This is a genomic window from Stenotrophomonas chelatiphaga (genome assembly GCF_032054965.1).
GTDB lineage: Bacteria > Pseudomonadota > Gammaproteobacteria > Xanthomonadales > Xanthomonadaceae > Stenotrophomonas > Stenotrophomonas chelatiphaga.
In genome coordinates this window covers 850,118-875,110 of the sequence record NZ_DAMBRS010000001.1, presented here as the reverse complement: position 1 = coordinate 875,110, position 24,993 = coordinate 850,118, and the positions used below count along the sequence as shown (strand labels likewise).

Here is a 24,993-nt window from a genome sequence, read left to right as displayed (position 1 = left end):
CCGCTGCCGCTGCCGCTGTGCTCGCCGAGCACGGCTATGCCGGTCGTCCTGACCGGCACCCTGCGGGCCGTCGCAAGCGACGTTGGCAGCGGCTCATGCCGCTGCCTTCGGCGCTACCCGGGCATGGCCCGCGCGGTTGGCTCAGAGCGTGATCTGCTGGAAGTTCTCTACCCGGTCGTGGCCGTGCGTGGCTTCTCCGCTGCGCGGCAGCGGGTAGTCGTCCAGGCGGTCCACCAGGCGGGTCTGCAGGCCTGCCTCGCGGGCGGCGTCGAGCTCTTCCACCACGTCGGACAGGAACACGATCTCAGCAGCCGGCACGCCGATGGCCGCCACGATGCGGCGGTAGCTGTCGGCCTCGCGCTTGCCGCCGATTTCGGTGTCGAACCAGCCTGACACCAGCGCGGTCAGGTCGCCGGCCTCGCTGAAGCCGAAGAACTGCTTCTGCGCCGGCACCGAGCCGGACGAATACACATACAGCGCCAGCCCGGCCGCGTGCCAGCCCTTCAGCACGGCAGCCACTTCCGGATAGAAGTGCGCCTTGTAGTCACCGTTGCGGTAGCCGGTCTCCCAGATCATCCCCTGCAGTGCTTTCAACGCGGTGTGCTTGCGGTCCTGGTCGATCCAGCCCTGCAGCGTTTCGGCCACCACGCTGTCCTGGCAGGCGCCGCCGATTTCGGTGGCCACCGCATCCAGCCAGCGCCGCACCTGCGGTTGTTCGCCATGGGCGGCGATGAAGCCGGGCAGCGCCTGGCGCGCGTACGGGAACAGCACGTTCTTGACGAACGAGATGCTGCTGGTGGTGCCTTCGATGTCGGTGAGGATGACGCGCGGCTGCATGGATCTTCAGGCCTGGGTAGGGACGTAACGGGGGAACTTCTGCGCGATGTCGGTGCCGGTGAAATGACCAACCCAGCCATCGGCTTCAGTGAAGAACCGGATCGCCACGAAGCTCGGTGCATCGCCCATGTCGAACCAGTGGTTGACGCTGTCCGGCACGGCGATCAGGTCGTCCTTGACGCACTCGATCTCATAGACCTTGTCGTCCACGTGCAGGGTGAACAGGCCGGAGCCTGCGACGAAGAAACGCACCTCGTCTTCCTTGTGGAAGTGTTCGTCGAGGAACTTCTTCCGCAGCTCGGCGCGATTGGGGTTGTCCGGTGCGATGGACGCGACGTCAACGCTGTTGAACCCGCGTTCGGCGACCAGGCGATCGATGTCGGTGCGGTAGGCGGCAAACACTTCTTCCTGGCTGGCGCCCGGCGCGACCGGCTGGCTGGCCTGCCAGCGCTCGAAGGTGACGCCGATCTTCTGCAGTTCGGCAGCGATCAGCGCGCCGTCCTGGGAGTCCAGCAGCGGGGCGTCGGGGGCGGTGTCGTTGTAGATGCGCAGTCGGCTCATGGCGGCAGCTTGAACGTCGGGGGGACGGGTAGGGTAGCAGCGTGGCGCGGCGGGGTCAGATGCCGATCCGGAATATGACCCCACCGATTCAGCTGCGCAGGCGGCGCAGTTCCAGTTCGCAGTGGAACAGGAACTCGAATGCTTCCAGGTGGCGGCGTGCTTCGGCCATGTCGCGGCCCCAGGCGTACAGGCCGTGGCCGTCGATCAGGTAGCCCCACAGGCACTGGGTATCCAGCAGCGCGTCGACCTGGGCGGCCAGCACGTCCATGTCCTGGGTGTTGGCGAACACCGGTACGTCGATGGCCATCTCATGCGTGCTGTTGCCGGCGAAGGCCTTCAGCAGCTCGTAGCCTTCCAGCCGGATGTGGCCCTGCGGTGCGTACAGGCGCGAGGCGATGGTCTGCACCGGGGAATGGGTGTGCAGCACGCAGCCGACTTCGGGGAAGCGACGATACAGCTGGGTATGCAGCAGGGTTTCGGCGGACGGGCGCAGCGGGCGGCCGACGGCCTTGCCGTCGAAATCGACGACCATGATGTCATCCTCGATCAGCCGGCCCTTGTCACGGCCGGACACGGTGATCGCCGCATGCTGGTCGTCCAGCCGATGCGAGAAGTTGCTGCTGGTCGCCGGCGTCCAGCCGGCCTGGGCCAGCTCGCGGATGTTGTCGATCAGCAGCTGCGCCAGTTCGCTCAGGCGCTGGCTGTCATACGGAAAAGTGGGCGCGTTCATGTGCCCCATTCTATCCGGTCCCGCCGGTGGACGTGACGGCGGGGACGGTCTGCGTTGGTAGTGACGGCCGCTGGCCGTCAACGTGTGCTGGGTGACGATCGTGGGTCGTCACGACCCGCCGCTGCGCTCGCCGGGCAGGGCGATGCCGGCCGTCCTGACCGGCACCCTCCGGGCCGTCGCACGCGACGTTGGCGGCGGCTGCTGCCGCTGCCGTCGGCGCCAGCCGCTACCGGCCGGCTGTTACCGGCGCAGGCGGCTGTGGCGGAAGCCGTAGCCGAAGTAGATCGCGAAACCGACCGCCGTCCACACGCCCATCAGCATCCAGTTATGGAACGTCATGGCCGACAGCAGCGCCATGCAGCTCAGTACGCCCAGGCTGCAGACCAGCCAGGCACCGCGGATGCGGAACGGCCGCGGCAGGTCCGGCTGGGTCCGGCGCAGGACCAGCACGCCGGCACACACCGCGGCGAAGGCGATCAGCGTGCCCATCGAGGTCAGTTCGCCGAGAACGTCCAACGGGAACAGCGCGGCCAGCAGGGCGATGCCGATGCCGGTGATCACCGTGTTGATGTGCGGCGTGCGGTACTTCGGATGGATCTTGGTGAACAGCGGCGGCAGCAGGCCATCACGGCCCATGATCATGAAGATGCGCGGCTGCCCGATGATCATCACCAGCACCACCGAGGACAGGCCGACCAGCGCGCCGATTTCCACCACCACGCGCAGCCACCCCAGCGACGGGTGCGCGGCCACGGCGGTCACCACCGGTTCGTCGGTGCCCAGCAGCGTGTACGGCACCAGGCCGGTCATGACCGCGGCCATGGCGATGTAGAGCAGGGTGCAGATCACCAGCGATAGCATCATGCCGATCGGCATGTCGCGCTGCGGACGGTGTGATTCCTGTGCCGCCACGGATACGGCCTCGAAGCCGATGTAGGCGAAGAACACCATCGCCGCACCGCGCAGCACGCCTTCCATGCCGAACTGGCCCGGCCCGGTGTTTTCGGGGATGAACGGCTGCCAGTTGGCCGGGTCCACGTACTTCCAGCCCACCGCGATGACCAGCACGATCAGGCCGGTTTTCAGGATCACCATCGCCATGTTCATCGCCGACGACTTGCGGATGCCGACGTAGCACAGCCAGGTCAGCAGCAGTACCAGGATCGCAGCGGGCACGTTGGCGATCGCGCCGGTGGGGCGCAGCTGGCCGTCCAGTGGCGCGCTGACCAGCGCGGCGGGCAGGTGGATGTCGAAATGACTGAGCAGGCTGAGGAAGTAGCCGGTCCAGCTGACCGCCACCGCCGAAGCGGAGACGCCGTATTCCAGCACCAGCATCCAGCCGATGAACCACGCCGCCAGCTCACCGAAGGTGGCATAAGTGTAGCTGTAGGCGCTGCCGGACACCGGCACCATCGCGGCGAATTCGGCGTAGGCCAGCGCGCAGAAACCGCAGCAGATGGCGGCCAGGACAAAGGACAGCATGATCGCCGGGCCCGCATGGTTGGCGGCGGCCTGGCCGGTGATGACGAAGATGCCGCCGCCGATCACCGCGCCGATGCCCAGTGCGGTCAGGCCCCACGGCCCCAGCGTACGGGTGAGGCTGAGGCCGTTGGCATCTTCGTGGGCGGCGTGCGGGTGCTTGGTGGCCCACAGTTGCTTGAGCATGGGTGTGTGTTCTTGTCGGTGCGTGCAGGCACGGGGTGGCTGCGGGGTTGGAGCGTGAAAGAAGACGGGCCGGCTGTGCAGCCGGCCCGTGATGCATCAGGAGGACTTGGCGAGCTTGCTGTTGCGCATGCCGTAGCCGAAGTAGATCAGCAGGCCCAGTACGGTCCAGCCGACGAACAGGTGCCAGTGTTCGCGGAAGGCCATCGCGAACAGCGTCAGGCAGGCCAGCGCGCCCAGCGGGCAGATCAGCCAGGCCATCGGCACGCGGAACGGACGCACCAGTTCCGGGCGTGTGTAGCGCAGTACCAGCACGCCCACGCAGACCGTGGCGAAGGCCAGCAGCGTACCCATCGACACCAGTTCACCGAGCACGTTCAGCGGCATCATGCCGGCCAGCGCCGCGGCGATCACACCGACGATGATGGTGGCCACGTAGGGCGTCTTGAAGCGCGCATGCACCTTGCCCAGGAAGCGTGGCAGCAGGCCGTCGCGGGAGATCGTGTAGGCGATGCGGGTCTGGCCCATCATCATCACCAGGATCACCGAGGACAGGCCGGCGATGGCGCCGATTTCCACTGCGGTTTTCAGCCAGGCCAGCTGCGGATAGGCTTCCAGCGCGGTGGCGACCGGCTTGGCGGTTCCCAGCTGCTGGTAGGGCAGCAGGCCGGTCAGCACCAGGCACACGATCACATAGATGAGGGTGCAGATGGCCAGCGAGCCGAGCAGGCCGATCGGCATGTTGCGTTGCGGATCCTTGGTTTCACCGGCGGCGGTGGATACCGCATCGAAGCCGATGAAGGCAAAGAACACGATGGAGCCGGCGCGCAGCACGCCGCTCCAGCCGAACTCACCGAAGGTGCCGGTGTTCTCAGGGATGAACGGTTGCCAGTTGGCGGTGTCGATGTGCGAGGCGCCGAAGCCGATGAACAGGCAGATCACGCTGACCTTGATCGCGACGATGATGCCGTTGACGAAGGACGACTGGGAAATGCCGACATACAGCAGGCCGGTCAACACCGCGACGATCAACACCGCCGGCAGGTTGAACAGCTGCCCCGACGAGACGAACTGGCCGCCTTCCCATGCGATGGGAGCCGCACTGAGCGCTGCCGGGAAGGGCAGGTGCAGCGTGGTGGTGACGAAGCTCAGCAGGTACGCGGACCAGGCAACGGCGACCGACGCGGAGGCAAACAGATACTCCAGCACCAGGCACCAGCCGATGAACCAGGCCATGCCTTCACCCAGCGTGGCATAGGAGTACGAATAGGCACTGCCGGACACCGGCATCATCGCGGCGAACTCTGCGTAGCACAGGCCAGCCAGTGCGCAGGCAAGACCGGCGGCGACGAAGGACAGGGTCACGGCCGGGCCCGCATGGAACGCCGCGGCCTGGCCGGTCATGACGAAGATGCCCGCACCGATCACCGCACCGATGCCGAGTAGGATCAGGTGTTTCGCCGTGAGCGTCCGTTTCAGGGTGGCTTCGCCGTCCAGGCTGCCTTCGATGGGTTCGCCAGCGTCAACGTGTCCGGCTGGCTCAACCGGCTTGACCCTCAACAGAGCTTTCAGCATGCGGTACTTCCCTAAGTGGTCGTTGGGTGGCCGGCGATACATTGTCGCCAGCGCGTGTGATCGGTGAAGGCCATGCGAATGGCTCGCTGTACCTTAGCCAAAGCTGAAGGTGATGTACAAGCCGCACGTGCAACATTTTCTGGCGATAATGGCCGATACCTTTGCTGAACGCGTACCGGATATGCTGGAAACTGTCGCAACCCTTGCCCTGCTTGACGATCCGTTGCGTGAAATGCTTCGCCAACATGCCCTCGAAGTGCCTGTGCAAGGCGCCTTGGCTGACGAATTCAGCACACTTCTTGATGATCCCCTGAATCCTTTCCTGCGCGAACGGCTGGAAGGGCATTTCACCGGCAGTGCATGGCTGGTCAGCGCAGACGGGCAGCGGATTCTGCTGACCCACCACCGCAAGCTGGATCGCTGGCTGCAGCTCGGTGGCCATGCCGATGGCGATCGCGACCTGGCCCGCGTGGCGTTGAACGAAGCCGAGGAGGAATCCGGGCTCTCCGGACTGTCGCTGGACGATCCGGCGATCTTCGACCTGGACAAGCACTGGATCCCCGAGCGTCATGAGGTGCCCGGGCACTGGCACTACGACGTCCGTTTCGTGATCCGGGCAGGGGCGTCGGAGGCCTTTGCGATCAGCGAAGAATCGCTCGCCCTGGCCTGGCGCGACATCGCCCAGCTGGCCGCCGATCCGCAGGCGGATGCATCGCTGCAGCGCATGGCCCGGCGCTGGCTGGGCAGTGACGGCCGCTGGCCGTCAACCAGACGCTGACGGTCATCGGCCGTTACGTGTTTGTTGACGGCCAGCGGCCGTCACTACCGGTACCGGGCCTGACGGCCCTCAGCTGTACAGCACGCGGGTGCGCAGGGTGCCGGGGATCGCGGCCAGTTCATCGCGAACGGCGGCGGCCTGCTCCACGCTGGCGGTGATGTCGATCACCACGTAGCCCACCTTCGCGTCGGTGCGAAGGAACTGGCCGTCGATGTTGACGTTGTGGCGCGAGAAGATTTCGTTGACCTTGGACAGCACGCCCGGCACGTTGCGGTGGATGTGCAGCAGGCGCAGGCTGCCGTCGTGCTCGGGCAGGGTGACTTCGGGGAAGTTGACCGCAGTCAGGGTGCTGCCGTTGTCGCTGTAGCGGACCAGCTTGGCCGCCACTTCGATGCCGATGTTGTCCTGTGCTTCCAGCGTGCTGCCGCCCACGTGCGGGGTCAGGATCACGTTGTCGTGCGCGGTCAGTGGCGATTCGAAGACATCGCCGTTGCCCTTGGGTTCCACCGGGAACACATCCAGCGCCGCGCCGCCGATGTGGCCCGAGCCCAGTGCCGCATCCAGGGCCGCGATGTCGACGATGGTGCCGCGCGCGGCGTTGATCACATGCGCGCCGCGGCGCATCTTCGCCAGTTCGGTCGCGCCGATCATCCACTGCGTGGCCGGTGTTTCCGGCACGTGCAGGGTGATGATGTCCGAGCGCTCCAGCAGGTCGTCCAGGCTGACCGCGGCGCGCGCGTTGCCCAGCGCCAGCTTGGCCTCCACGTCGTGGAAGATCACCTGCAGGCCCAGCGATTCAGCCAGCACGCCCACCTGGGTGCCGATGTGGCCGTAGCCGATGATGCCCAGCGTCTTGCCGCGCACTTCATGGCTGCCGGCAGCCGACTTGGACCAGCCGCCGCGGTGGCATTCGGCGTTCTTCTGCGGAATGCCACGGGTCAGCATGATCGCTTCGGCGATCACCAGCTCGGCCACGCTGCGCGTGTTGGAGTAGGGCGCGTTGAACACCGGGATGCCGGCCAGTTCAGCCGCATCCAGGTCGACCTGGTTGGTGCCGATGCAGAAGCAGCCCACCGCGATCACGCGCTTGGCCTCGGCCAGCACCTCGGCCGACAGCTGGCTGCGCGAGCGGATGCCGACGATGTGGGCGTCGGCGATGCGCGCCTTCAGCTCGTCTTCGGGCAGCGCCTTGGAATGCAGTTCGATCTGGCTGTAGCCGGCCGCGGTGAACACGTCCACGGCGGTCTGGCTGACCCCCTCCAGCAACAGCACGCGGATATCCTGCTTGGGGTAGGAGGTCTTCTTCGGCGACATGGGACGGCACGGCCAGTGGGACAAGGGCTGATCACTATGCCAGATGCGGCCGCCCATGGTGCACTGCGGAATTGGTTGCAAACGTAGCCATTGCCGCCGCGCGCAGGGGGCTGGACGCTGGCGGGCCGCACTGGCACGCTTTCCCGTTCCGCCTGCATTTGCCTGGACTGCCATGACCGATCCCCGCGTTGCCGCCCTCCAGCAGGCCGTACCCGACGTGCGCCTGAAGACCGATGCGGCCGATCTGGAACATTACGGGCGCGACTGGACCCGGCGCTGGACCCCGGCGCCGCTGGCGATCGCGCTGCCGGCCAGCGTGGATGAAGTGCAGGCGGTGATGCGCTGGAGTGCCGCCGAAGGCGTGGCGGTGGTGCCGTCGGGCGGACGCACCGGCCTGTCCGGCGGCGCAGTGGCGGCCAACGGCGAACTGGTGCTGAGCCTTGAGCGCATGAACAAGGTGCTGGGCTACGACGCGGTGGACCGGACCCTGGTCGTGCAGGCCGGCATGCCGCTGGAGGCGCTGCACAACGCGGCGCTGGAGCACGGGCTGATCTACCCGGTGGACTTCGCCGCACGCGGGTCCTGTTCGATCGGCGGCAACATCGCCACCAATGCCGGGGGGATCCGGGTGATCCGCTACGGCAATACCCGCGAGTGGATCGCCGGGCTGAAAGTCGTCACCGCTGACGGTGAGCTGCTCGAGCTCAACAAGGGCCTGATCAAGAATTCCAGCGGCTACGACTTCCGCCAGCTGCTGATCGGCTCGGAAGGCACGCTGGGGGTGATCGTGGAAGCCACGGTGAAGCTGACCGATCCGCCACCGGCCAGCAACGTGATGCTGCTTGCCGTGCCCAGCTTCGAGGTGCTGATGCAGGTGTTCGCCGCGTTCCGTGCGCGGCTGCAGCTGCAGGCCTTCGAATTCTTCACCGCGCAGGCGCTCACGCACGTGCTGGCCCATGGTGCGCAGGCGCCGTTCGACGAGGTGCATCCGTATTACGTGGTGACCGAGTTCGCCGCCGGTGACGAGGCGCAGGAGGCCGCGGCGATGGCGGCCTTCGAAGACTGCATGGGCAATGGCTGGGTCAGCGACGGCGTGATCAGCGCCAGTGACGCCCAGGCCGCGCAGCTGTGGCGCCTGCGCGAAGGCATCACCGAGGCGGTCGCACGCTACAAGCCGTACAAGAACGACGTGTCGGTGCGGATCTCGGCGATGCCCGCGTTCCTCGCCGAAACCCAGGCGCTGATCACCCAGGCGTACCCCCAGTTCGAGGTGGTGTGGTTCGGCCACATCGGCGATGGCAACCTGCACATCAACGTGCTCAAGCCCGATGACACCGGTGATGCGGAATTCCTGCAGCAGTGCGAGCAGGTGACCAAGCTGCTGGCGCAGGTGCTGGCACGCTTCGATGGCAGCATTTCCGCCGAACATGGCATCGGCCTGGTCAAGAAGGCCTACCTGGACAGCACCCGCGGGCCCACCGAAATCGCCTTGATGAAGGCGGTCAAGCGCGCGTTCGATCCGCAAGCGCGGCTGAATCCCGGCAAGGTCTTCGATCTCTGAGCTGCCGTTCCGGTGACGGGTCGGGTACGCTCTGCACGACCCCTTCACGAGTAAACCGACGATGACCCGACTGCCTTCGCTGCTGGTTCCTTTCGCCCTGGCCCTGCTGGTGCTGCCACTGGCCGCAGGTGCATCCAGCTTTGCCGGTACCTCGGCAGGTTCGGCGTCGGGCGCTTCGTCCAATTCCTCCGGCAGCAGCTCCGGCGATGACAAGGTGATCCTGGCCGCGCGCGATGATGCGGCGGCCTTCGTTGCCAGCGAGGGCCAGATCCGTGGCGCACGCCTGCAGGCGGCTCTGGTGCACCTGCGCGAACAGGATGAGGCCGCACGCGAAAGCAGCGACCTGGCGCTTGCGCAGGCCTTGCTGGCGCGCTGATGCCGATGTGCCGCCACGCGTGGTTGGCGTGGTGGCTGCTGTGCCTGGCGCCAGCCACGCAGGCGTTCGAGCTGGCGCCGGACCTGCACGGGCTGGACGCCGGCGAACGCGTCCGCGCCCAGCGCGCCGTGGATGCCGTGATCCAGCGCCTGCCTGATGCGCTGCGCGCGGCGTTGCCACCGCAGGTGCCGGTGCGCTGGGTGGACACGCTGCCGGCGCATGTTGCCGGCCGCGCGTTTTCCGGCGACATCCAGTTGCAGCGCGCTCTGCTTGATGACGATGAGGACGCGGCCGGCCGCGCACTGCAGGCCGCGCTGGTCCATGAACTGGTGCACGTGGCCGATCGCGGGCAGGCCGGTGGCTGGTCAGGCCAGGCGCGCTTCCGCGAACTGGCCGGATGGCAGCGCCGCCCGTGGAAGCTCGGGCGCAGCCCGAATCGTTTCACTGACCGCAGCCCCGACGATTACGAGCGCCACAGCGCCGCCGAATACCTGGCGGTCAATGCGGAGCACTGGCTGCTGGATGCGGACTTCGCCTGCCGCCGTCCAGCGCTGGCGGGCTGGCTTTCCGCGACCCTGGGCCCGACCCCACGGCAGGCGGACTGCAATGCCGGCGTGCCGCTGCTGCAGGCCGGTGCCGAGGAAGGCCTGGTTGAACTGATGCGACTGGATCCGGCACGCGTCTACGCGGTGGATTACCTGTTCGCCGAGAGCGGTGACGTTCCGATGAGCCGCTGGGGCCACAGCATGCTGCGGCTGGTGATCTGCCGCGAGGGCAGGGCGCCTGGACCGGCCTGCCGGCTGGACCTGGACCAGCACCGGGTGTTGTCGTTCCGCGCGTTCGTGGGCGATGTCGAACTGTCCAGCTGGCGCGGGCTGACCGGTGGCTACCCGTCGCGGTTGTTCGTGCTGCCGCTGCAGCAGGTGGTGGACGAATACACCAAGGTGGAACTGCGCGGTCTTGCCTCGCTGCCGTTGAAGCTTTCCGCGCAGGAGATCGCCAGCCTGCTCGAGCGCACCGCGCAGGTGCACTGGAGTTACGACGGTCGTTACTACTTTGTCGGCAACAACTGCGCGGTGGAGACCGCCAAGCTGCTGCAGGCGGGCGTGCCTGCGCTGCAGGAGGCCGGCATCGAGCGCATCAGCCCGCGTGGGCTGCGGCGCAGGCTGGCGCGGCTGGGCAGGCTGGATGAAAGCGTGCTGGAGGACCGCGCCGCGGCGCTACGAGATGGCTACTATTTCGAATCCAGCGACGCGCACTACGACCTGCTGTTCGCCGCCGCACGCGACGAGTTGCGGCTGCCGGTTGGCGATGCGCAGGCGTGGCTGAAGCTGGATGCCACAACGCGCGCGCCGTGGCTGCAACGCGGCGGCCTGCGTGCCACCGCCGGCCTGTTGCTGCTTGAACAGGCTGCCTTTGGACGTGCCGAGCTGCGCGCGCGCGACACACTCAAGCGCGCCGTGCTGGCGCAGCGTGACAGCGATGGTGCACGCCAGTTGCAGGCGCTGCTGGAACAGGCAGGGCAATGGCTGCAGCCCGGCGCACTGCTGGGTGGGCCGGGATATGGCCTGCCGCAGGCCGATGAACTGGCCATGCTGCAGCCCCGCCTGCTGGCATCGACGCAGGCACCGCAGGCCTGGAAGCAGTTGCGATTGCAGATGCGCGCAGGCTTGCCATCGGCGCAGCGCGCAGAACTGGATGTGCTGGATGCCAACCTGCAGGCACTCGGCGCGCATCTGCGTGCGCAGGCGGCGGCACCCGCTGCGGCAGGCAGCTGAACACGGCGCGCTGCGGTTCCCGTGGCGTTGACGGTGCAGATGGTAGCGTCATGTGCTGTTGAATGAAGTCGAGGAGCGCACATGCGTCCATCTCTTTTCCTGTTGCCCACCGTGCTGGTGGTTGCACTTGCCGTCGCCTGCCAGCCTGCGGCGGATCCGAAAGCCGACGGCGAGGGCACCGCCGCTGGGCCGGCTGCCGCGCCGGTGACCGAGGCGGAGCCTGCTGTTGCGGCGCCGACCGCAAATGATGCCTTCCGCGCAGTGGGCACCGAGCCGGTCTGGATGGCCGAGGTCGGTGCGGGCGGCGACGCTGCGCTGCGGGTCGAGGTGGATTACGGCCAGACGCATTACGAGGTGGCGGCCCCCACGCACGGGCCGGATGGCTGGGCCGGTGCGGCCGCCGATGGCACCCCGATCAAGCTGAGTGTGCAGCGCGTGCCGTGCCAGCATGACGGCAGTGGGGAGATGGCCGATGCGAAGGCCATGCTGACCGTGGGCACGCGCCAGCTGCACGGCTGCGGGAGCTTCAGCGCGGCGCAGTGATCCGAGAGCCACAGCAGCGGCAGGGCGGGTGGTTGGCGGGACGGGCTGGCTGTGCAGGACACGCCGTGAATCCGTCCGCGGAGGCTCGCTGTTGCCATCCATGGCAACAGACGGTCCTGCACAACCACCCCGTCCCACCTTCGACAGGTCCACGGTGGCCATGCAACCCGCGACCGCTTCTTTCTCCCCTATCCGCGGCTGGGGCCACCGGAAACGGTCCGGGGCCGGGGGGCTGGGCTGCAGGGGACCGTCGTAAGGCAGGAGCCGAACACGAGCCTACAGGGACGTACTTGCGGCGTGTCCACTGCAGCCCAGCCGCCCGGCCCAGTCCATGTGTGGCCACCGCGAAAACAACGACCTGGATAATCAGTCGGCGCGACCGCCGAACTCGCCGGTCGTGGTGTTGACCAGCACGCGTTCGCCGTTGGCGATGTACTCGGGCACCATGATTTCCAGGCCGGTGCTCAGCTTGGCCGGCTTCGGACGCTTGGTGGCGGTTCCGCCCTTCATTTCCGGTGGTGTTTCCACCACTTCCAGCACCACGCTGGTGGGCAGCTGGATGGCGACCGGCTGGTCGTCGATCACCTGCACGTAGATGCCGGCCAGGCCGTCGGTGATGTAGCCGGCGTCATCGCCGATCACGTCCGCATCCAGGGTGTAGGGGGTGTAATCCTCGTCGTCCATGAACACGAACGCCTCGCCATCCTTGTACGAATAGGTCGACAGGCGGCGCAGCAGTTCCACTTCCGGCAGGTTGTCATCGGAATCGAAACTGGCGTCGAGCTTGTTGCCGCCCGGTACGCTGTACATGATGAAACGGAAGCGGACGTTGCCGCCGCGGCCCTGCGGCGAGCTGCGCTCGATGTCGCGGATCTGGTACACGCCGTTGTTGTATTCGACGACGTTGCCCTTCTTGATATCGCTGGCTTTCATGGTGGTGTAGGTCGGTTGGGGGAGGGCGCCGTCCCGGCGCCCGGGGGAATCACTTCGGAGCGAGCCGGGTGGCGCCGTCCAGGCGGATGGTCTCGCCGTTGAGGTAGGTGTTGCCCAGAATGTAAGCGACCAGGCTGGCGAAGTCTTCCGGCTTGCCCAGCCGCGACGGGAACGGGATGGAGGCGGCCAGTGACTCCTGCACGGCCGGCGGCATGCCATCGACCATCGGCGTCCAGAACACGCCGGGTGCGATGGTGTTGACACGGATGCCGAAGCGCGAGAGTTCGCGCGCCATCGGCAGCGTCATCGAGACCACGCCGCCCTTGGAGGCGGCATAGGCGGCCTGTCCGATCTGCCCTTCGTAGGCGGCGATGCTGGCGGTGTTGATGATCACGCCGCGCTCGCCGTCCGGGCCGGCCTCGTTGTGCTGGATGCGGTTGGCCGCGGCCTTGGCGACGTTGAAGCTGCCGACCAGGTTGACCATCACCGTGCTCTGGAAGCCGGACAGCGGCATCGGGCCTTCCTTGCCGAGCACGCGGCCGGCGCCGAGAATGCCGGCGCAGTTCACTGCCACGTTGAGGCCGCCGAGGAAGGCGTGGGCCTGTTCGATGGCTTCGGCCACGGCGGCTTCATCACTGACGTTGACCTGCTGGTAGGAGGCGTTCGCCTGTCCCAGCGCGGCGACGGCGGCGGCGCCTTTCTCATCATTGAGGTCGAACAGCGCGACCTTGCCGCCCTGGGCGACGAGATGTTCGGCCACGGCAAGGCCGAGGCCGGAGACACCACCGGTGATGACGGCACGTACGTTGGACAACTGCATTGCACGGTCCTGCTGGTTCAAGAGCCCGCGATTCTAACGGATGGCGCGGGCTGGGCCGTTGTGCAGTGCGTTGCTTGGGGGGTGTGGATGGCCGGGCTTGCAGCCCGGCGCCTGCTTTCTGGAGCAACGGCTACGTCAACGTCAACGTCAAAAGCCGTAGGGCTGCTGGGTGGCGGGGCGGGGTGGGTTGGCGGGGGACAGCAACAACCGCATCCTGCGGGCCTCGTTTCGTGCCATCCATGGCACTCAACGCCCCCGCCAACCCACCCCGCCCCACCTTCGACGGATTCACGGCGGCCTGGGTAGCGCCGACCCATGGTCGGCGGATTGTGGGGAGTGGGGTCTGGGGGAACGGGTTCTGATGGTTTCCGCCGACCATGGGTCGGCGCTACCGCTTCTGCTTTTCTTCTTTCCCCCTGCGGTGACGGCGCACGGAAACTGTCCGGGGTCGGGCGGGTGGGCAGCGGTGGCCCGTCGGGCGGCAGGAGCGGATGGCGAGCCTACAGGGACGTACTTGCGGCGTGTCCCCTGCAGCCCACCCGCCCGGCCCACCCCAGAAACCAGCCTCCGCTCCACCACCGCAGAAAAACCTACTTCAACTTCCTGACGAATTCTTCCGGCGCCGACCGATGGTCGGCAGATGGTGGGGAACGGGGTCCGATGGTTTCCGCCGACCATGGGTCGGCGCTACCTCTCCCCTGCGGTGGCGGCGCACGGAAACTGTCCGGGGTCGGGCGGGTGGGGGATGCGGGGCCTTGAGCGGCAGGAGCCGCGAAGAGCTACATGGATGTACTTGCGCGTGCCCCGCATGTCCCACCCGCCCGACCCACCCCAGAAACCAGGCTCCACTCCAACACCGCAAAAAAACCTACTTCAACTTCCTGACGAATTCTTCCGGCGTCAGGCCAGGGGCGAACAGGAAACCCTGGCCGACGTTGACCCCCAACCCCATCAGGTAGCGGCGCTGGGCCTCCGATTCGATGCCTTCGGCGACCACCCCCAGTCCCAGGCTGCGGGCAATCCCGCAGATCGCCTCGCACACGGCCATGTCCGAGCGGTCACCTGGTACCCCTTCCACGAACAGCTGGCTGAGCTTGAGGCCGTGGATCGGCAGCCGGCGCAGGTAGTTCAACGCGCTGTAGCCTTCGCCGAAATCATCGATGGCCAGCATCACGCCCATCTCGCGCAGCCGGGCGAAGGTGCGCAGGGTGTCCGGCGCATCCTCGATCAGCACGCGCTCGGTGAACTCCAGTTCCAGCGCGGTGCCGGGCAGATGGAACTCGTCCAGCGCCTGGCGCACCTTCAGCGCCAGGTCGTCGCCGGTGAACTGGCGGTAGGACACGTTGACCGCGACGCGCACTAGGCCGAGGCCTTCGTCCTGCCATTGCCGGACCTGGCGGCAGGCCTCGCGCAGCGCCCACTGGCCGATCCGCACGATGTCGCCGGTGCTTTCGGCGTGGGCGATGAACAGGTCCGGCCGCATCTCGCCCAGCTGCTCGTTCTGCCAGCGGATCAGCGCTTCGGCGGCGATCACCTCGCCGGTGCGCAGGTTCACCTGCGGCTGGTAGACCAGGCGGAATTCGTCGGCTTCCAGGGCGCGATGCAAGCGGCTTTCGATCTGCAGGCGGTCGTGCTGGGCCTGTGCCAGTTCCGGTGAGAACACCTGCCAGCCGTTGCGGCTGCGGCGCTTGCAGTCATACATCGCGGTATCGGCATTCTGGATCAGCTGCTGCGGGCGCACGCCATCGCGCGGCGCGCAGGCGATGCCGATGCTGGCCGTCACCACGAACTCGTCATTGCCGAACACGAACGGGGGCTCGAAGGCGGCGGTGATGCGCTGGGCCAGCAGTTCGGGCTGGTCGGACTGGTCACGGGTATCACAGACGACCAGGAATTCATCGCCACCAAAGCGTGCCAGCAGCCCTTCGGTGCCGATCGCACGGCCGATCCGGCGGGTCGCCTCGATCAGCAGTTCGTCGCCGGCGCTGTGCCCCAGCAGGTCATTGACGGTCTTGAAACGGTCCAGGTCGATGTACAGCACCGCCGCCCTGCAGTGGGTCGGGTTGGACAGCCGCACCCCCAGGTCGCTGAGTACCGCATCGCGGTTCATGATGCCGGTGAGCGGGTCGGTACGCGCCTGGATGCGCAGGGTTTCCTCGGCCTGCTTGCGCTCGGTGATGTCCTGCACGGTGCCAGCGATGCGCGCGGCGTCCACGTCGCCTTCGGATGCCTCGCCGATCATGCGCACCCAGAACGAGTGGCCATCGGCGCGTTGACCACGCAGTTCCAGTGCGAAGCTGCTGCGCGCGTCGACGCTGGCTGCCAGTGCCTGCTGCAGCGCCAGGCGGTCATCGCTGCGCAGGCACTCCATCAGGTCGGGCATGTCATCCAGCGGCAGCTCCTGGCCCAGGATCCGGCGTGCTTCATCGGTCAGGTACAGGCGGGCCAGCCCGCGGTCCCACTCCCAACCGCCGATGTGGGCCAACGACTGCGCGCGGTCGAACAGCGCGTTGTTGCGCTTCAGTTCGGTGATGTCGCTGAACATCGCGAAGACATGGTCGGCATGGTCGCGCCCGTTGCCGAACACCGGCACGTTGGTGATCGACAGCCACAGCATGCGCCCGCGCGGACGGTGGTACAGGCCGATGATGGTGCTGCGGATGACCCGGCCGGCCTGGAAGCAGCGGTTGGCCGGCCATTGGTCGTGGCCCAGCAGGTGGCCATGTTCGTCCACCATGATCCAGTCGCGCGGATCGAGCAGGGTCTGCAGGCTGGAGCCGGTTCCGGCCGTGCCCAGGATGCGGTGCGCGGCCGGATTGGCCGATACCACGCGCAGTTCGCGGTCGAACAGGATCACGCCTTTGTCGATGGATTCCATCAGCAGGCGGTAGCGTGACTCGGCCTGCCAGCGCCCGCTCAGGTCACGCGCCACCGCCACGATGCACGGCTCGCCCTGCAGTTCGAAGCCGGCCGAGTGCACCTCTACCGGAAAGCGGCTGCCGTCACCACGCATGTTGGTGACTTCGATGACGTAGGTGTCCCCGCGCTGCAGCGCTGCCCAGACCGGCTCCAGGTGGTCGCTCGGCAGGTCCGGGTTCAACAGTTCGATCGGCTGGCCGATGATCGCTTCGCGGGGGCGGCCGTAGGCGCGTACGCCGGCGCGGTTGAGGTCCATCACCACCCCGGCCGAACTGAGGATGCTGACCGGGTCGGGCACGGCGTCGAACAGGGCGGCGTAGCGCTGCTCGGCGTCCTGGCGCTGCTGCATCGCCTCATCCAGCGCCTGCCGGGCCTGCTGCAGCAGCGCGTGCTGTTCGGCCCGGTGTGGCTGGGACAGCGCGTGGTCCAGTGCAGCCCGTGCGTCGCTCTGCGTGGCGGGGTGTCCGCCAGCGGCCAGCTCGTCGCAGGGGCCGCGGCGGCTCATGTCGCTGCCATCGCCTTGCCGACGCGGCTGCCGGTGGGCCGGCCGAGCAACGCCGACAGCCAGCGGCCGATCTCGGCCAGCGACTCCAGCTCCACGCCGGTCTGCAGCCCCATTCCATGCAGCAGGTAGACCGCATCTTCGCTGGCCACGTTGCCGCTGGCGCCCTTCGCGTAGGGGCAGCCGCCGGCGCCGGAGACCGCGCTGTCGACCACGCGCACCCCGGCCTCCACGCAGCTGGCGATGTTGGCCACGGCCTGGCCGTAGGTGTCATGGAAATGCACCGCCAAGGCCTGCATCGGGACGTCGGCGGCGACCGCCTCCAGCATCGCCCGTGCCTTGCGCGGGGTGCCTACGCCGATGGTGTCGCCCAGCGATATTTCGTAACAGCCCATGCCATGCAGGGCGCGGGCCACGCGGACCACCTCGCTCACGGCAACCTCGCCCTGGTAGGGGCAGCCGAGCACGGTGGACACATAGCCGCGCACGCGCACGCCATCGTCGGCGGCCCGGCGCAGGATCGGCTCGAACCGGGCCAGGGACTCATCGATGCCGGCATTGGTGTTGGTGCGGTTGAAGGTTTCCGAGGCAGCGGTGAACACTGCGACCTCCTGCACCCCGGCTGCCAGCGCGCGCGCGTACCCCTGCTCATTGGGGACCAGCACCGGGTAGGCCACGCCGGGACGGCGGTGGATGCCGGCATAGACATCGGCGGCGTCGGCCAGTTGCGGGACCCAGCGCGGACTGACGAAGCTGGTGGCTTCGATGCTGCGCAGGCCGGTGGCGGACAGCCGGTCGATCAGCGCGATCTTGTCGGCCGTGCTGACCGGCTGCTTTTCGTTCTGCAGGCCGTCACGCGGGCCCACTTCGACGATACGGACGAAATCAGACATTCCGGCGCCTCCGCGATGACGGGCGGGCGGCAGGACAGGCAGGGCTGGCAGGGCGGGAGGCAACGATCACGGAACATCCTGTAGATGAAGTGGCGCGCGCAATGACGGCCACGAGAGAGATATACGCAGGCCGTCGGAGCAACCGGCCAGCCCGCTGCATGAAGCGCTTTACCGGGGGCGGGCCGGTGCGCGCAGCATCGACGCCGCCGGGCGGCTGTGGCGTGAAGACGCGTGCAGTCAGCCGGCGTCGATCCAGCCCGGGCGGCGCTTGCCAAGAAACGCACCCAGGCCTTCCTGGCCCTCCGCCGATACCCGCAGGCGGGCGATCAGTTCGGCGTTGGCCTGGTCCCGTGCATCGGCATCGTGGCTGGCCACCACCTGCCGCACCAGCGCTTTGGCACTGGCTGCAGCCACCGGTCCGGCGGCCATCAGCAGCGCCAGCTGCTGTTCGACGGCGGCATCCAGCTGGTCGCCTGCCACCACCGCGTGCACCAGGCCGATGCGCAGCGCCGTGGCGGCGTCGAACTGCTCGCCGGTGGCAAACCAGCGCCGTGCCTGGCGCGGCCCGATGGCGGCGATGACATACGGGGAAATAACCGCGGGCAGCAGGCCCAGCCGGCTTTCGGTCAGGCCGAAGCGCGCACTGTCGGCGGCGATGGCGATGTCGCAGCAGGCCACCAGGCCCACGCCGCCACCGAACGCCGCCCCGTGTACCCGCGCCAGCGTTGGTTTCGGCAGTTCGTCCAGCGTGCGCATCAGGCGGGCCAAGGCCAGCGCATCCTGGCGGTTTTCGGATTCGCTGGCGGCGGCCATGCCGCGCATCCACTGCAGGTCCGCGCCGGCGGAGAACGAGGCGCCCTCACCGGCGAGCACCACCGCGCGCACCGACGGGTCGCGTCCGGCCTGGTCCAGCGCATGGGTGAGTTCGGCGATCAGGCCGTCGTCAAAGGCATTGTGCAGCGCCGGGCGGTGCAGGCGCAGGGTGAGCAGGGCGCCGGAGCGCTCGACCAGCAGGGAATCCGTCATAAAATCCGCAGTTACTCGATACCTGTACAGATCATAGCGGCCCAAAGGTCATGGGCCATGACGCGGCGCGGCGATGTTAGAATTGATAACCATTCTTATCACTGGAAAGTGCGCGAGTGACGCTGTCCGATCTGCCTTTGCAAGCCAACGCCGTGGTCGAAACCGTCCATGACACGCACGCCAATGACGCGATTTCCCGTCGCCTGAGGGAGCTCGGTTTCGTCAAGGGCGAGTCCGTGCGATTGGTCGCGCGCGGCCCGATTGGCGGCGAACCGCTGCTGGTGCAGGTCGGTTTCACCCGGTTTGCGCTGCGCCGCAGTGAGGCCGCGCGCATCCAGATCACCGCTGAACAGGGGGCGTCGGCATGAGCAACGCTGCGAGCCTGCCGCTGCGCGTGGCGTTGGTCGGCAATCCCAACAGCGGCAAGACCGCGCTGTTCAACCAGCTGACCGGCAGCCGGCAGAAGGTCGCCAATTACACCGGCGTCACCGTGGAACGCAAGGAAGGCCGCATGCGCGCGCCATCCGGCCGCGAGTTCGCCATCCTCGACCTGCCCGGCGCCTACAGCCTGCAGCCGGCCAGCCTGGACGAGGCGATCACCCGCGACCTGTGCCGCGGCTTCTACCCGGGGGAGGCAGCACCGGACGTGCTGCTGTGCGTGATCGATGCGACCAACCTGCGCCTGCACCTGCGCTTCGCGCTGGAACTGCGCCAGCTCGGCAAGCCGATGGTGGTGGCACTGAACATGGTCGATGCGGCCGAACGACGCGGCATCAGGATCGACGTGCCGGCGCTGGAACGTGCACTCGGCGTGCCCGTGGTGGAAACCGTGGCGGTGCGCAAGCATGGCGCGCAGGCGCTGGTGGCGCGGCTGGACGCGATGGTGCCGCACCTCGGCGCACCGGTGACGGCGGTGGACGGGCAGGACGTCGATTTCCACGCGCAGGTGCGCGGGATCCTCGATGCCGCCGTCAGCATGCCTACCCGCACCTCGAAGATCGATGACACGCTGGACCGCTGGCTGCTGCATCCGGTGTTCGGCCTGGCCACCCTGGTGGTGGTGATGTTCCTGATCTTCCAGGCGGTGTTTGCCTGGGCCACGCCGATGATGGACGGGATCGAGGCCCTGTTCGGCTGGCTCGGCGAGCAGGCCGGCGCGGTGCTGCCGGAAGGCCCGCTGGCCAGCCTGATCACCGATGGCATCATCGCCGGCCTCGGCGGGGTGGTGGTGTTCCTGCCGCAGATCCTGATCCTGTTCGCCTTCATCCTGGCGCTGGAAGAATCCGGCTACCTGCCGCGCGCGGCGTTCCTGCTGGACCGCATGATGGCCTCGGCCGGGCTGTCCGGGCGTTCGTTCATCCCGCTGCTGTCCAGCTTCGCCTGCGCGGTGCCCGGCATCATGGCGACCCGCAGCATCCAGGACCCGCGTGACCGCCTTGCGACCATCCTGGTGGCGCCGCTGATGACCTGCTCGGCAAGGCTGCCGGTGTACGCGCTGCTGATCGGCGCGTTCATTCCGGATGGCAAGGTCGGCATCTTCAACCAGCAGGGGCTGGTGCTGTTCGGCCTGTACGTGGCCGGCATCTTCAGCGCGCTGCTGATGTCCTGGGTGATGAAGAAGTGGCGCCGCGACAAGAGCGAGCATCCGCTGATGCTGGAGCTTCCGTCGTACCGCATCCCGCACCCGCGCGACCTGGCCGTGGGCCTGTACGAACGCGGCATGATCTTCCTCAAGCGCGTGGGCGGCATCATCCTGGCGCTGACCATCCTGCTGTGGTTCCTGCTGTCCTTCCCCGGTGCACCGGCCGATGCGACGATGCCGGCCATCGATTACAGCTACGCCGGCCAGCTCGGCCATGCGATGACCGCGATCTTCGCCCCGCTGGGCTTCAACTGGCAGATCTGCATTGCGCTGATCCCGGGCATGGGCGCACGCGAAGTGGCGGTGTCCTCGCTGGCGACCATCTACGCGCTGTCGGCGCCGGACGATGACGCGGCGATCTCCGCGCTGACCCCGATCGTCAGTGACGGCTGGTCGCTGGCCACCGGCCTGTCACTGCTGGTGTGGTTCATCTACGCGCCGATGTGCATCTCCACGCTGGCCACGATCAAGCGCGAAACCAATTCGTGGAAGCAGATGGGCTTTGCCACCGTGTACCTGTTCGCCGCGGCCTACATTGCAGCCCTGGTCACCTACCAGGTGACCGTGGCGCTGGGAGGCGGTTGATGGAGGCCGGCCTGCTGCTGCAGTACCTGATCGTCGCGCTGGCCGTGCTGGCCAGTGCGTGGGTGGTGCTGAAGAAGCAGTTCCCGGGCACGGTGCGCAAGGCACGCGGTGCGTTGGCGCTGAGCCTGCTGCGCTCCGGCCAGCCGGGCTGGCGGCAGTCGCTGGGCCGGCGCATCGCGCCGCCGGCAAGTGGCGGTGCCGGGTCCTGCGGTGGGTGTGACAGCTGTGGGCCGACGCCGCCGAAGGCGCACTGAGCGGCTGGCGCGCCGCCTGGGTGGCGCCGAGCCATGCTCGGCGAGCGCAGCGGCAAGGGCAGGACGGCCAGCGGCCGTCACTACCGCGTCCAGCGGACCACCGCCGCAGGCATCAATCGCGCACCAGTCCGCCATCCACCACCAGGTTCTGCCCGGTGACCGCGCGCGACCACGGCGAAGCGAAGAACAGCGCCGCATCGGCGAACTCGGCCGGGGTCGTCACGCTGCGCAGCGGCGTGGCCTCGGCGATGTAATCAAACAGCGCTTCCGGGGTGGCGGCACTGGCATCGGTGCTGCGCAGCAGGCCACCGGACAGCATGTTGACGGTGATTCCCTCCGGCCCCAGGTCGCCGGCCAGCGTGCGGGTCAACGACAGCAGCGCCGCCTTGGCGGCGGTGTAGTCGTGATAGGGCACCACCGGGTTCTGGAACAGGTTGCTGCCGATGTTGATGATGCGGCCGAAGTGCTGCGCGCGCATGCCGGGCAGGGCGGCCTGCACGGTGTTCAGCGCGCCGCGCACGCTGCCGTCGAACTGGGACTGGAAGCTGGCCCAGCCGATGCTGTCGGCTTTCTCGCGGGCATCGCCATTGAAACTGAAGGTGGCCAGCGCATTGTTGACCACGGTGCTGACCGGCTGGCCGAAGTGCGCCTGCGCCAGGGTCAGCAGGGTGTCCACCTGGTGCCGGTCGGTGACATCGGCCTGCACCGCCAGGGCGTGTTCGCCGAGCTCCTGGGCCAGGGCGCGCGCTGCCTCGCTGCTGCGGTGGTAATTGATGATCACCTTGGCGCCCTGCGAGGCAAAGGCGCGGGCGATGTGCTGGCCCAGGCCGCGTCCGGCGCCGGTCACCAGCACCAGCTGTTGTTCGATCTTCATGGAGGAGGGCATCGCCGCTTGGAAAACCAGCAGGCTAGCAAGCGGTGGCGTGAGGCCGCGTCGCGGCCTGGTGCGCGACGCCCCCTGTGCAAATGCGCAGCCAGCCGCTAGCCTTCCCGGATGAACCAGACTCCCCTGCGATTGCTCATCCACGGTGCCTCCGGGCGCATGGGCCAGGCCCTGCTGCGGCTGGCCGCCGAACGTACCGATACGCTGAACGTGGTGGGGGCCTACACCGGCCGCGCGCCCGCGCAGCGGGTGGTGGACGGCATCCCGCACTTCGCTGCCAAGGAACTGCACGGCGCTCCGCCGTTCGACGTGGCCATCGATTTCAGCCTGCCCGAAGGCTTTGATGCGATCCTGGCCCTGTGCGTGGAACGCGGCGCGGGGCTGGTTTCGGGGACCACCGGCATCAGCCAGGCGCAGCGCGAGGCGCTGGACGCGGCGGCCAAGGCGATCCCACTGGTGTGGGCATCCAATTTCAGCCTGGGCGTGGCGGTGCTGGATGAACTGGTCGAGCGCGCCGCGCAGGCGTTGGCCGGCTGGGACTGCGACATCGTCGAATCGCACCACACCCGCAAGCTGGATGCGCCGTCGGGCACTGCACTGACACTGGGCGCGGCGGCCGGCCGCGGCGGGGCCACCCCCCAGTACGCCAGCCTGCGTGCCGGGGACATCGTCGGTGAACATCTTGTTCAGTTCACCGGTCTGGGCGAGCGGATCGAGCTGGTGCACCGGGCGACCAACCGCGACATCTTTGCCCGTGGCGCGCTGTTTGCCGCGCGTCAGCTGGCTCAACGCGCCCCGGGGAGCTACCGGGTGCGGGACCTGCTGAACGGCTGAACGGCTGAACGGAGTGGGCGGCGGCATCCCGCTAAGGGCCCGCTGCGCTCGCCGACCATGGGTCGGCGCTACCGTTCAGGATCTCGTGGCGCGCTACCTGCAACGTGGCGCTGGCGCCGGACCCCGCATGCGTCTACAATTCGCACTCGCCGAAACACGACAGCCGGACCGGTCCTGAACCGTACGTCCGCGCTTTTTTGCAACCGGTTTTTACCGTGAGCGCAGGCGTGACCTTCGGTACCCCATCGGTAGCCAAAGTGAGATTTCCGTGACCCAAGCCGCAATCCTCGTCCTCGAAGACGGCACCGTATTCGAGGGCGAATCCGTAGGCGCGCCCGGCCTGTCCGTCGGTGAAGTGGTGTTCAACACCGCCATGACCGGTTACCAGGAAGTGCTGACTGATCCGTCCTACGCCCGGCAGATGGTCACGCTGACCTACCCGCATATCGGCAACACCGGCATGACCGACCAGGACAACGAAGCGTCCAAGGTGTGGTCGGCCGGCCTGATCGTGCGCGACGTGCCGCGCCGCCCGAGCAGCTGGCGCAGCCAGGTTTCGCTGCAGGACTGGCTGCTGCAGCGTGGCGTGGTCGCCATCTCCGGCATCGATACCCGCAAGCTGACGCGCATCCTGCGCGAGAAGGGCGCCCAGAACGGTGCCCTGATGGCAGGCGAGGGCATCAGCGTGGAGAAGGCGCTGGAGGCTGCGCGCAGCTTCCCCGGCCTGAAGGGCATGGACCTGGCCAAGGTCGTGTCGACCGAAACCACTTACCAGTGGAACGAAGGCCAGCTCGACCTGGACGCCAACGCATTCGTCAGCGTGCCGTCGCAGTACAAGGTCGTGGCCTACGACTACGGCGTGAAGACCAACATCCTGCGCATGCTGGCCGAGCGCGGCTGCGATGTGACCGTCGTTCCTGCGCAGACCCCGGCGGCCGATGTGCTGGCGCTGAAGCCGGACGGTGTGTTCCTGTCCAACGGCCCGGGTGACCCGGAGCCGTGCGACTACGCGATCAGCGCGATCAAGACCGTGCTGGACGCCCGCGTGCCGACCTTCGGCATCTGCCTGGGCCACCAGCTGCTGGCGCTGGCCTCCGGTGCGAAGACCCTGAAGATGGGCCACGGCCACCACGGCGCCAACCATCCGGTGCAGGACCTGGACAGCGGCCGGGTGATGATCACCTCGCAGAACCACGGTTTCGCGGTGGACGAGGCGACCCTGCCGACGACCCTGCGGGTGACCCACCGTTCGCTGTTCGACGGCACCAACCAGGGCATCGCGCGCACCGACGTGCCGGCATTCTCCTTCCAGGGCCACCCCGAAGCGTCGCCGGGACCGACCGACGTCGGCCCGCTGTTCGATCGTTTCGTGACCCTGATGGCCGAGGCCAAGGCCTGATGCGCCTCACCGCACTGCTGGCCGGCCTGCTGTTGGCCGGCACCGCAAGCGCCCAGCCGGCCACGCCGGCCGAGGTGGCGGTGATCATGCACCAGCTGGGCATGCAGGGCCTGGGCAAGAACAGCGCCGAAGTGCTGTTCAGTGTCTCCCCGACGCTGAAGGCGCTGGACCAGGGCGGGCGCGATTGCGCGTCCACCCAGATCGGCACGCTGCTCGACGCCCACTTCCAGCAGCAGATCGCCGGCAACCTGGGCGACGACGGCGCGCTGCTGGTGGGTGAATGGAAGCAGTTCATGGCCACGCCGGCCGGTGTGGACATGGGCCGCACCTTCCAGGCCAGCGCGGCCGCCCAGCAGGGCATGGCCAGCGAAGGCCCGGAAGTGAGCGAAGCGAACAAGGTGGAGATCGCCCGTTTCATGGGCACCCCCGCCTTCCAGCGCTTCATCGACGGCCTGGGTGCCGACGGCGGGATGCCGGAAAACATTGGCGAGACGATGTCCGCCGCGCTCAAGCGCGAATGCCGCATCGACTTCGACCCGGAACAGATTTCCTGATCGTCAGCGTGCGATCACTCCCCCTTGTCACGCT

Annotated in this window: 23 protein-coding genes; 11 read left to right on the top strand and 12 right to left on the bottom strand. The window is 67.7% G+C overall.

Annotated elements, in window-relative coordinates:
* Window positions 1-141 precede the first annotated feature (141 nt).
* The 5 genes from mtnC to RTX79_RS04175 all read right to left on the bottom strand — a co-directional run bounded on the left by mtnC (window position 142) and on the right by RTX79_RS04175 (window position 5,365).
* Window positions 142-837 (bottom strand): acireductone synthase, encoded by a 696-nt coding sequence (gene mtnC, locus RTX79_RS04195; RefSeq protein ID WP_312682048.1) that lies wholly within the window; start codon window positions 835-837, stop codon window positions 142-144.
* 6 nt (window positions 838-843) lie between these two features.
* A complete protein-coding gene (locus tag RTX79_RS04190; protein WP_312682047.1) occupies window positions 844-1,398 on the bottom strand; it encodes a 1,2-dihydroxy-3-keto-5-methylthiopentene dioxygenase in 555 nt (184 codons plus the stop codon).
* Window positions 1,399-1,486: 88 nt separating this feature from the next.
* On the bottom strand, window positions 1,487-2,128 hold the full coding sequence (locus RTX79_RS04185; protein WP_057508920.1) for a methylthioribulose 1-phosphate dehydratase: 642 nt from the start codon (window positions 2,126-2,128) through the stop codon (window positions 1,487-1,489).
* Window positions 2,129-2,368: 240 nt separating this feature from the next.
* A complete protein-coding gene (locus tag RTX79_RS04180) occupies window positions 2,369-3,793 on the bottom strand; it encodes an amino acid permease (protein WP_123698756.1) in 1,425 nt (474 codons plus the stop codon).
* A gap of 96 nt (window positions 3,794-3,889) precedes the next feature.
* Window positions 3,890-5,365, bottom strand: a complete 1,476-nt coding sequence (locus RTX79_RS04175) for an amino acid permease (RefSeq protein WP_312682046.1) — start codon at window positions 5,363-5,365, stop codon at window positions 3,890-3,892.
* 181 nt (window positions 5,366-5,546) lie between these two features.
* Here RTX79_RS04175 and RTX79_RS04170 point away from each other — a divergent pair, with 181 nt between their 5' ends.
* Complete coding sequence (locus tag RTX79_RS04170; protein WP_312682221.1) at window positions 5,547-6,143, top strand: NUDIX hydrolase; 597 nt, start codon at window positions 5,547-5,549, stop codon at window positions 6,141-6,143.
* A 69-nt stretch (window positions 6,144-6,212) separates the two neighbouring features.
* Here RTX79_RS04170 and serA read toward each other — a convergent pair whose 3' ends face one another.
* The gene (serA, locus tag RTX79_RS04165) at window positions 6,213-7,457 is read right to left on the bottom strand and encodes a phosphoglycerate dehydrogenase (RefSeq protein WP_057508923.1); all 1,245 of its coding nucleotides are present in this window, start codon (window positions 7,455-7,457) and stop codon (window positions 6,213-6,215) included.
* 172 nt (window positions 7,458-7,629) lie between these two features.
* Between serA and RTX79_RS04160 the strand changes: the two genes are divergently transcribed.
* The 4 genes from RTX79_RS04160 (at window position 7,630) to RTX79_RS04145 (ending at window position 11,715) form a co-directional block, all read left to right on the top strand.
* Window positions 7,630-9,018 carry an FAD-binding oxidoreductase gene (locus tag RTX79_RS04160; RefSeq protein ID WP_312682043.1) on the top strand — a complete coding sequence of 463 codons (1,389 nt, stop codon included), beginning with the start codon at window positions 7,630-7,632 and terminating at the stop codon, window positions 9,016-9,018.
* Between the two features lie 61 nt (window positions 9,019-9,079).
* Window positions 9,080-9,394, top strand: a complete 315-nt coding sequence (locus tag RTX79_RS04155) for a DUF2388 domain-containing protein (RefSeq protein ID WP_312682042.1) — start codon at window positions 9,080-9,082, stop codon at window positions 9,392-9,394.
* A gap of 5 nt (window positions 9,395-9,399) precedes the next feature.
* Window positions 9,400-11,172 carry a DUF4105 domain-containing protein gene (locus tag RTX79_RS04150; protein ID WP_428695953.1) on the top strand — a complete coding sequence of 591 codons (1,773 nt, stop codon included), beginning with the start codon at window positions 9,400-9,402 and terminating at the stop codon, window positions 11,170-11,172.
* Window positions 11,173-11,253: 81 nt separating this feature from the next.
* Window positions 11,254-11,715 (top strand): hypothetical protein, encoded by a 462-nt coding sequence (locus tag RTX79_RS04145; protein ID WP_312682040.1) that lies wholly within the window; start codon window positions 11,254-11,256, stop codon window positions 11,713-11,715.
* 366 nt (window positions 11,716-12,081) lie between these two features.
* Here RTX79_RS04145 and yeiP read toward each other — a convergent pair whose 3' ends face one another.
* From yeiP to RTX79_RS04120, 5 genes are all read right to left on the bottom strand, one after another.
* The gene (gene yeiP, locus RTX79_RS04140) at window positions 12,082-12,648 is read right to left on the bottom strand and encodes an elongation factor P-like protein YeiP (RefSeq protein ID WP_057508927.1); all 567 of its coding nucleotides are present in this window, start codon (window positions 12,646-12,648) and stop codon (window positions 12,082-12,084) included.
* Between the two features lie 49 nt (window positions 12,649-12,697).
* Window positions 12,698-13,468 (bottom strand): SDR family oxidoreductase, encoded by a 771-nt coding sequence (locus RTX79_RS04135; protein WP_312682038.1) that lies wholly within the window; start codon window positions 13,466-13,468, stop codon window positions 12,698-12,700.
* Window positions 13,469-14,336: 868 nt separating this feature from the next.
* The gene (locus RTX79_RS04130) at window positions 14,337-16,892 is read right to left on the bottom strand and encodes a sensor domain-containing protein (RefSeq protein WP_312682037.1); all 2,556 of its coding nucleotides are present in this window, start codon (window positions 16,890-16,892) and stop codon (window positions 14,337-14,339) included.
* Complete coding sequence (locus RTX79_RS04125; RefSeq protein ID WP_312682036.1) at window positions 16,889-17,782, bottom strand: hydroxymethylglutaryl-CoA lyase; 894 nt, start codon at window positions 17,780-17,782, stop codon at window positions 16,889-16,891. The genes RTX79_RS04130 and RTX79_RS04125 overlap by 4 nt, the downstream gene beginning before the upstream one ends.
* 237 nt (window positions 17,783-18,019) lie before the next feature.
* The gene (locus RTX79_RS04120; RefSeq protein ID WP_309685245.1) at window positions 18,020-18,808 is read right to left on the bottom strand and encodes an enoyl-CoA hydratase-related protein; all 789 of its coding nucleotides are present in this window, start codon (window positions 18,806-18,808) and stop codon (window positions 18,020-18,022) included.
* Window positions 18,809-18,924: 116 nt separating this feature from the next.
* On the opposite strand from RTX79_RS04120, the gene RTX79_RS04115 reads away from it, so the two are divergent.
* Genes RTX79_RS04115 through RTX79_RS04105 form a run of 3 tightly spaced genes read left to right on the top strand, consistent with a single transcriptional unit; the run spans window position 18,925 to window position 21,289 of the window.
* A complete protein-coding gene (locus RTX79_RS04115) occupies window positions 18,925-19,176 on the top strand; it encodes a FeoA family protein (RefSeq protein WP_057509132.1) in 252 nt (83 codons plus the stop codon).
* A complete protein-coding gene (gene feoB / locus RTX79_RS04110; protein WP_312682034.1) occupies window positions 19,173-21,035 on the top strand; it encodes a ferrous iron transporter B in 1,863 nt (620 codons plus the stop codon). The genes RTX79_RS04115 and feoB overlap by 4 nt, the downstream gene beginning before the upstream one ends.
* Complete coding sequence (locus tag RTX79_RS04105) at window positions 21,035-21,289, top strand: DUF6587 family protein (protein WP_312682033.1); 255 nt, start codon at window positions 21,035-21,037, stop codon at window positions 21,287-21,289. The genes feoB and RTX79_RS04105 overlap by 1 nt, the downstream gene beginning before the upstream one ends.
* Before the next feature lie 112 nt (window positions 21,290-21,401).
* Here RTX79_RS04105 and RTX79_RS04100 read toward each other — a convergent pair whose 3' ends face one another.
* Window positions 21,402-22,163, bottom strand: coding sequence for a 3-oxoacyl-ACP reductase (locus RTX79_RS04100; protein WP_057509129.1), 762 nt, complete (start codon window positions 22,161-22,163; stop codon window positions 21,402-21,404).
* Window positions 22,164-22,283: 120 nt separating this feature from the next.
* On the opposite strand from RTX79_RS04100, the gene dapB reads away from it, so the two are divergent.
* The 3 genes from dapB (at window position 22,284) to RTX79_RS04085 (ending at window position 24,959) form a co-directional block, all read left to right on the top strand.
* A complete protein-coding gene (dapB, locus tag RTX79_RS04095) occupies window positions 22,284-23,006 on the top strand; it encodes a 4-hydroxy-tetrahydrodipicolinate reductase (protein WP_312682030.1) in 723 nt (240 codons plus the stop codon).
* 268 nt (window positions 23,007-23,274) lie between these two features.
* Window positions 23,275-24,405 carry a glutamine-hydrolyzing carbamoyl-phosphate synthase small subunit gene (gene carA, locus RTX79_RS04090; RefSeq protein ID WP_057509127.1) on the top strand — a complete coding sequence of 377 codons (1,131 nt, stop codon included), beginning with the start codon at window positions 23,275-23,277 and terminating at the stop codon, window positions 24,403-24,405.
* On the top strand, window positions 24,405-24,959 hold the full coding sequence (locus tag RTX79_RS04085) for a hypothetical protein (RefSeq protein WP_312682025.1): 555 nt from the start codon (window positions 24,405-24,407) through the stop codon (window positions 24,957-24,959). The genes carA and RTX79_RS04085 overlap by 1 nt, the downstream gene beginning before the upstream one ends.
* Window positions 24,960-24,993 lie beyond the last annotated feature (34 nt).

What these genes read in the sequence shown, in the direction of transcription:
- mtnC (WP_312682048.1), bottom strand. Translation starts at nt 837, where the DNA reads ATGCAGCCGCGCGTCATCCTCACCGACATCGAAGGCACCACCAGCAGC.
- RTX79_RS04190 (WP_312682047.1), bottom strand. Translation starts at nt 1,398, where the DNA reads ATGAGCCGACTGCGCATCTACAACGACACCGCCCCCGACGCCCCGCTG.
- RTX79_RS04185 (WP_057508920.1), bottom strand. Translation starts at nt 2,128, where the DNA reads ATGAACGCGCCCACTTTTCCGTATGACAGCCAGCGCCTGAGCGAACTG.
- RTX79_RS04180 (WP_123698756.1), bottom strand. Translation starts at nt 3,793, where the DNA reads ATGCTCAAGCAACTGTGGGCCACCAAGCACCCGCACGCCGCCCACGAA.
- RTX79_RS04175 (WP_312682046.1), bottom strand. Translation starts at nt 5,365, where the DNA reads ATGCTGAAAGCTCTGTTGAGGGTCAAGCCGGTTGAGCCAGCCGGACAC.
- RTX79_RS04170 (WP_312682221.1), top strand. Translation starts at nt 5,547, where the DNA reads ATGCTGGAAACTGTCGCAACCCTTGCCCTGCTTGACGATCCGTTGCGT.
- serA (WP_057508923.1), bottom strand. Translation starts at nt 7,457, where the DNA reads ATGTCGCCGAAGAAGACCTCCTACCCCAAGCAGGATATCCGCGTGCTG.
- RTX79_RS04160 (WP_312682043.1), top strand. Translation starts at nt 7,630, where the DNA reads ATGACCGATCCCCGCGTTGCCGCCCTCCAGCAGGCCGTACCCGACGTG.
- RTX79_RS04155 (WP_312682042.1), top strand. Translation starts at nt 9,080, where the DNA reads ATGACCCGACTGCCTTCGCTGCTGGTTCCTTTCGCCCTGGCCCTGCTG.
- RTX79_RS04150 (WP_428695953.1), top strand. Translation starts at nt 9,400, where the DNA reads ATGTGCCGCCACGCGTGGTTGGCGTGGTGGCTGCTGTGCCTGGCGCCA.
- RTX79_RS04145 (WP_312682040.1), top strand. Translation starts at nt 11,254, where the DNA reads ATGCGTCCATCTCTTTTCCTGTTGCCCACCGTGCTGGTGGTTGCACTT.
- yeiP (WP_057508927.1), bottom strand. Translation starts at nt 12,648, where the DNA reads ATGAAAGCCAGCGATATCAAGAAGGGCAACGTCGTCGAATACAACAAC.
- RTX79_RS04135 (WP_312682038.1), bottom strand. Translation starts at nt 13,468, where the DNA reads ATGCAGTTGTCCAACGTACGTGCCGTCATCACCGGTGGTGTCTCCGGC.
- RTX79_RS04130 (WP_312682037.1), bottom strand. Translation starts at nt 16,892, where the DNA reads ATGAGCCGCCGCGGCCCCTGCGACGAGCTGGCCGCTGGCGGACACCCC.
- RTX79_RS04125 (WP_312682036.1), bottom strand. Translation starts at nt 17,782, where the DNA reads ATGTCTGATTTCGTCCGTATCGTCGAAGTGGGCCCGCGTGACGGCCTG.
- RTX79_RS04120 (WP_309685245.1), bottom strand. Translation starts at nt 18,808, where the DNA reads ATGACGGATTCCCTGCTGGTCGAGCGCTCCGGCGCCCTGCTCACCCTG.
- feoB (WP_312682034.1), top strand. Translation starts at nt 19,173, where the DNA reads ATGAGCAACGCTGCGAGCCTGCCGCTGCGCGTGGCGTTGGTCGGCAAT.
- RTX79_RS04105 (WP_312682033.1), top strand. Translation starts at nt 21,035, where the DNA reads ATGGAGGCCGGCCTGCTGCTGCAGTACCTGATCGTCGCGCTGGCCGTG.
- RTX79_RS04100 (WP_057509129.1), bottom strand. Translation starts at nt 22,163, where the DNA reads ATGAAGATCGAACAACAGCTGGTGCTGGTGACCGGCGCCGGACGCGGC.
- dapB (WP_312682030.1), top strand. Translation starts at nt 22,284, where the DNA reads ATGAACCAGACTCCCCTGCGATTGCTCATCCACGGTGCCTCCGGGCGC.
- RTX79_RS04085 (WP_312682025.1), top strand. Translation starts at nt 24,405, where the DNA reads ATGCGCCTCACCGCACTGCTGGCCGGCCTGCTGTTGGCCGGCACCGCA.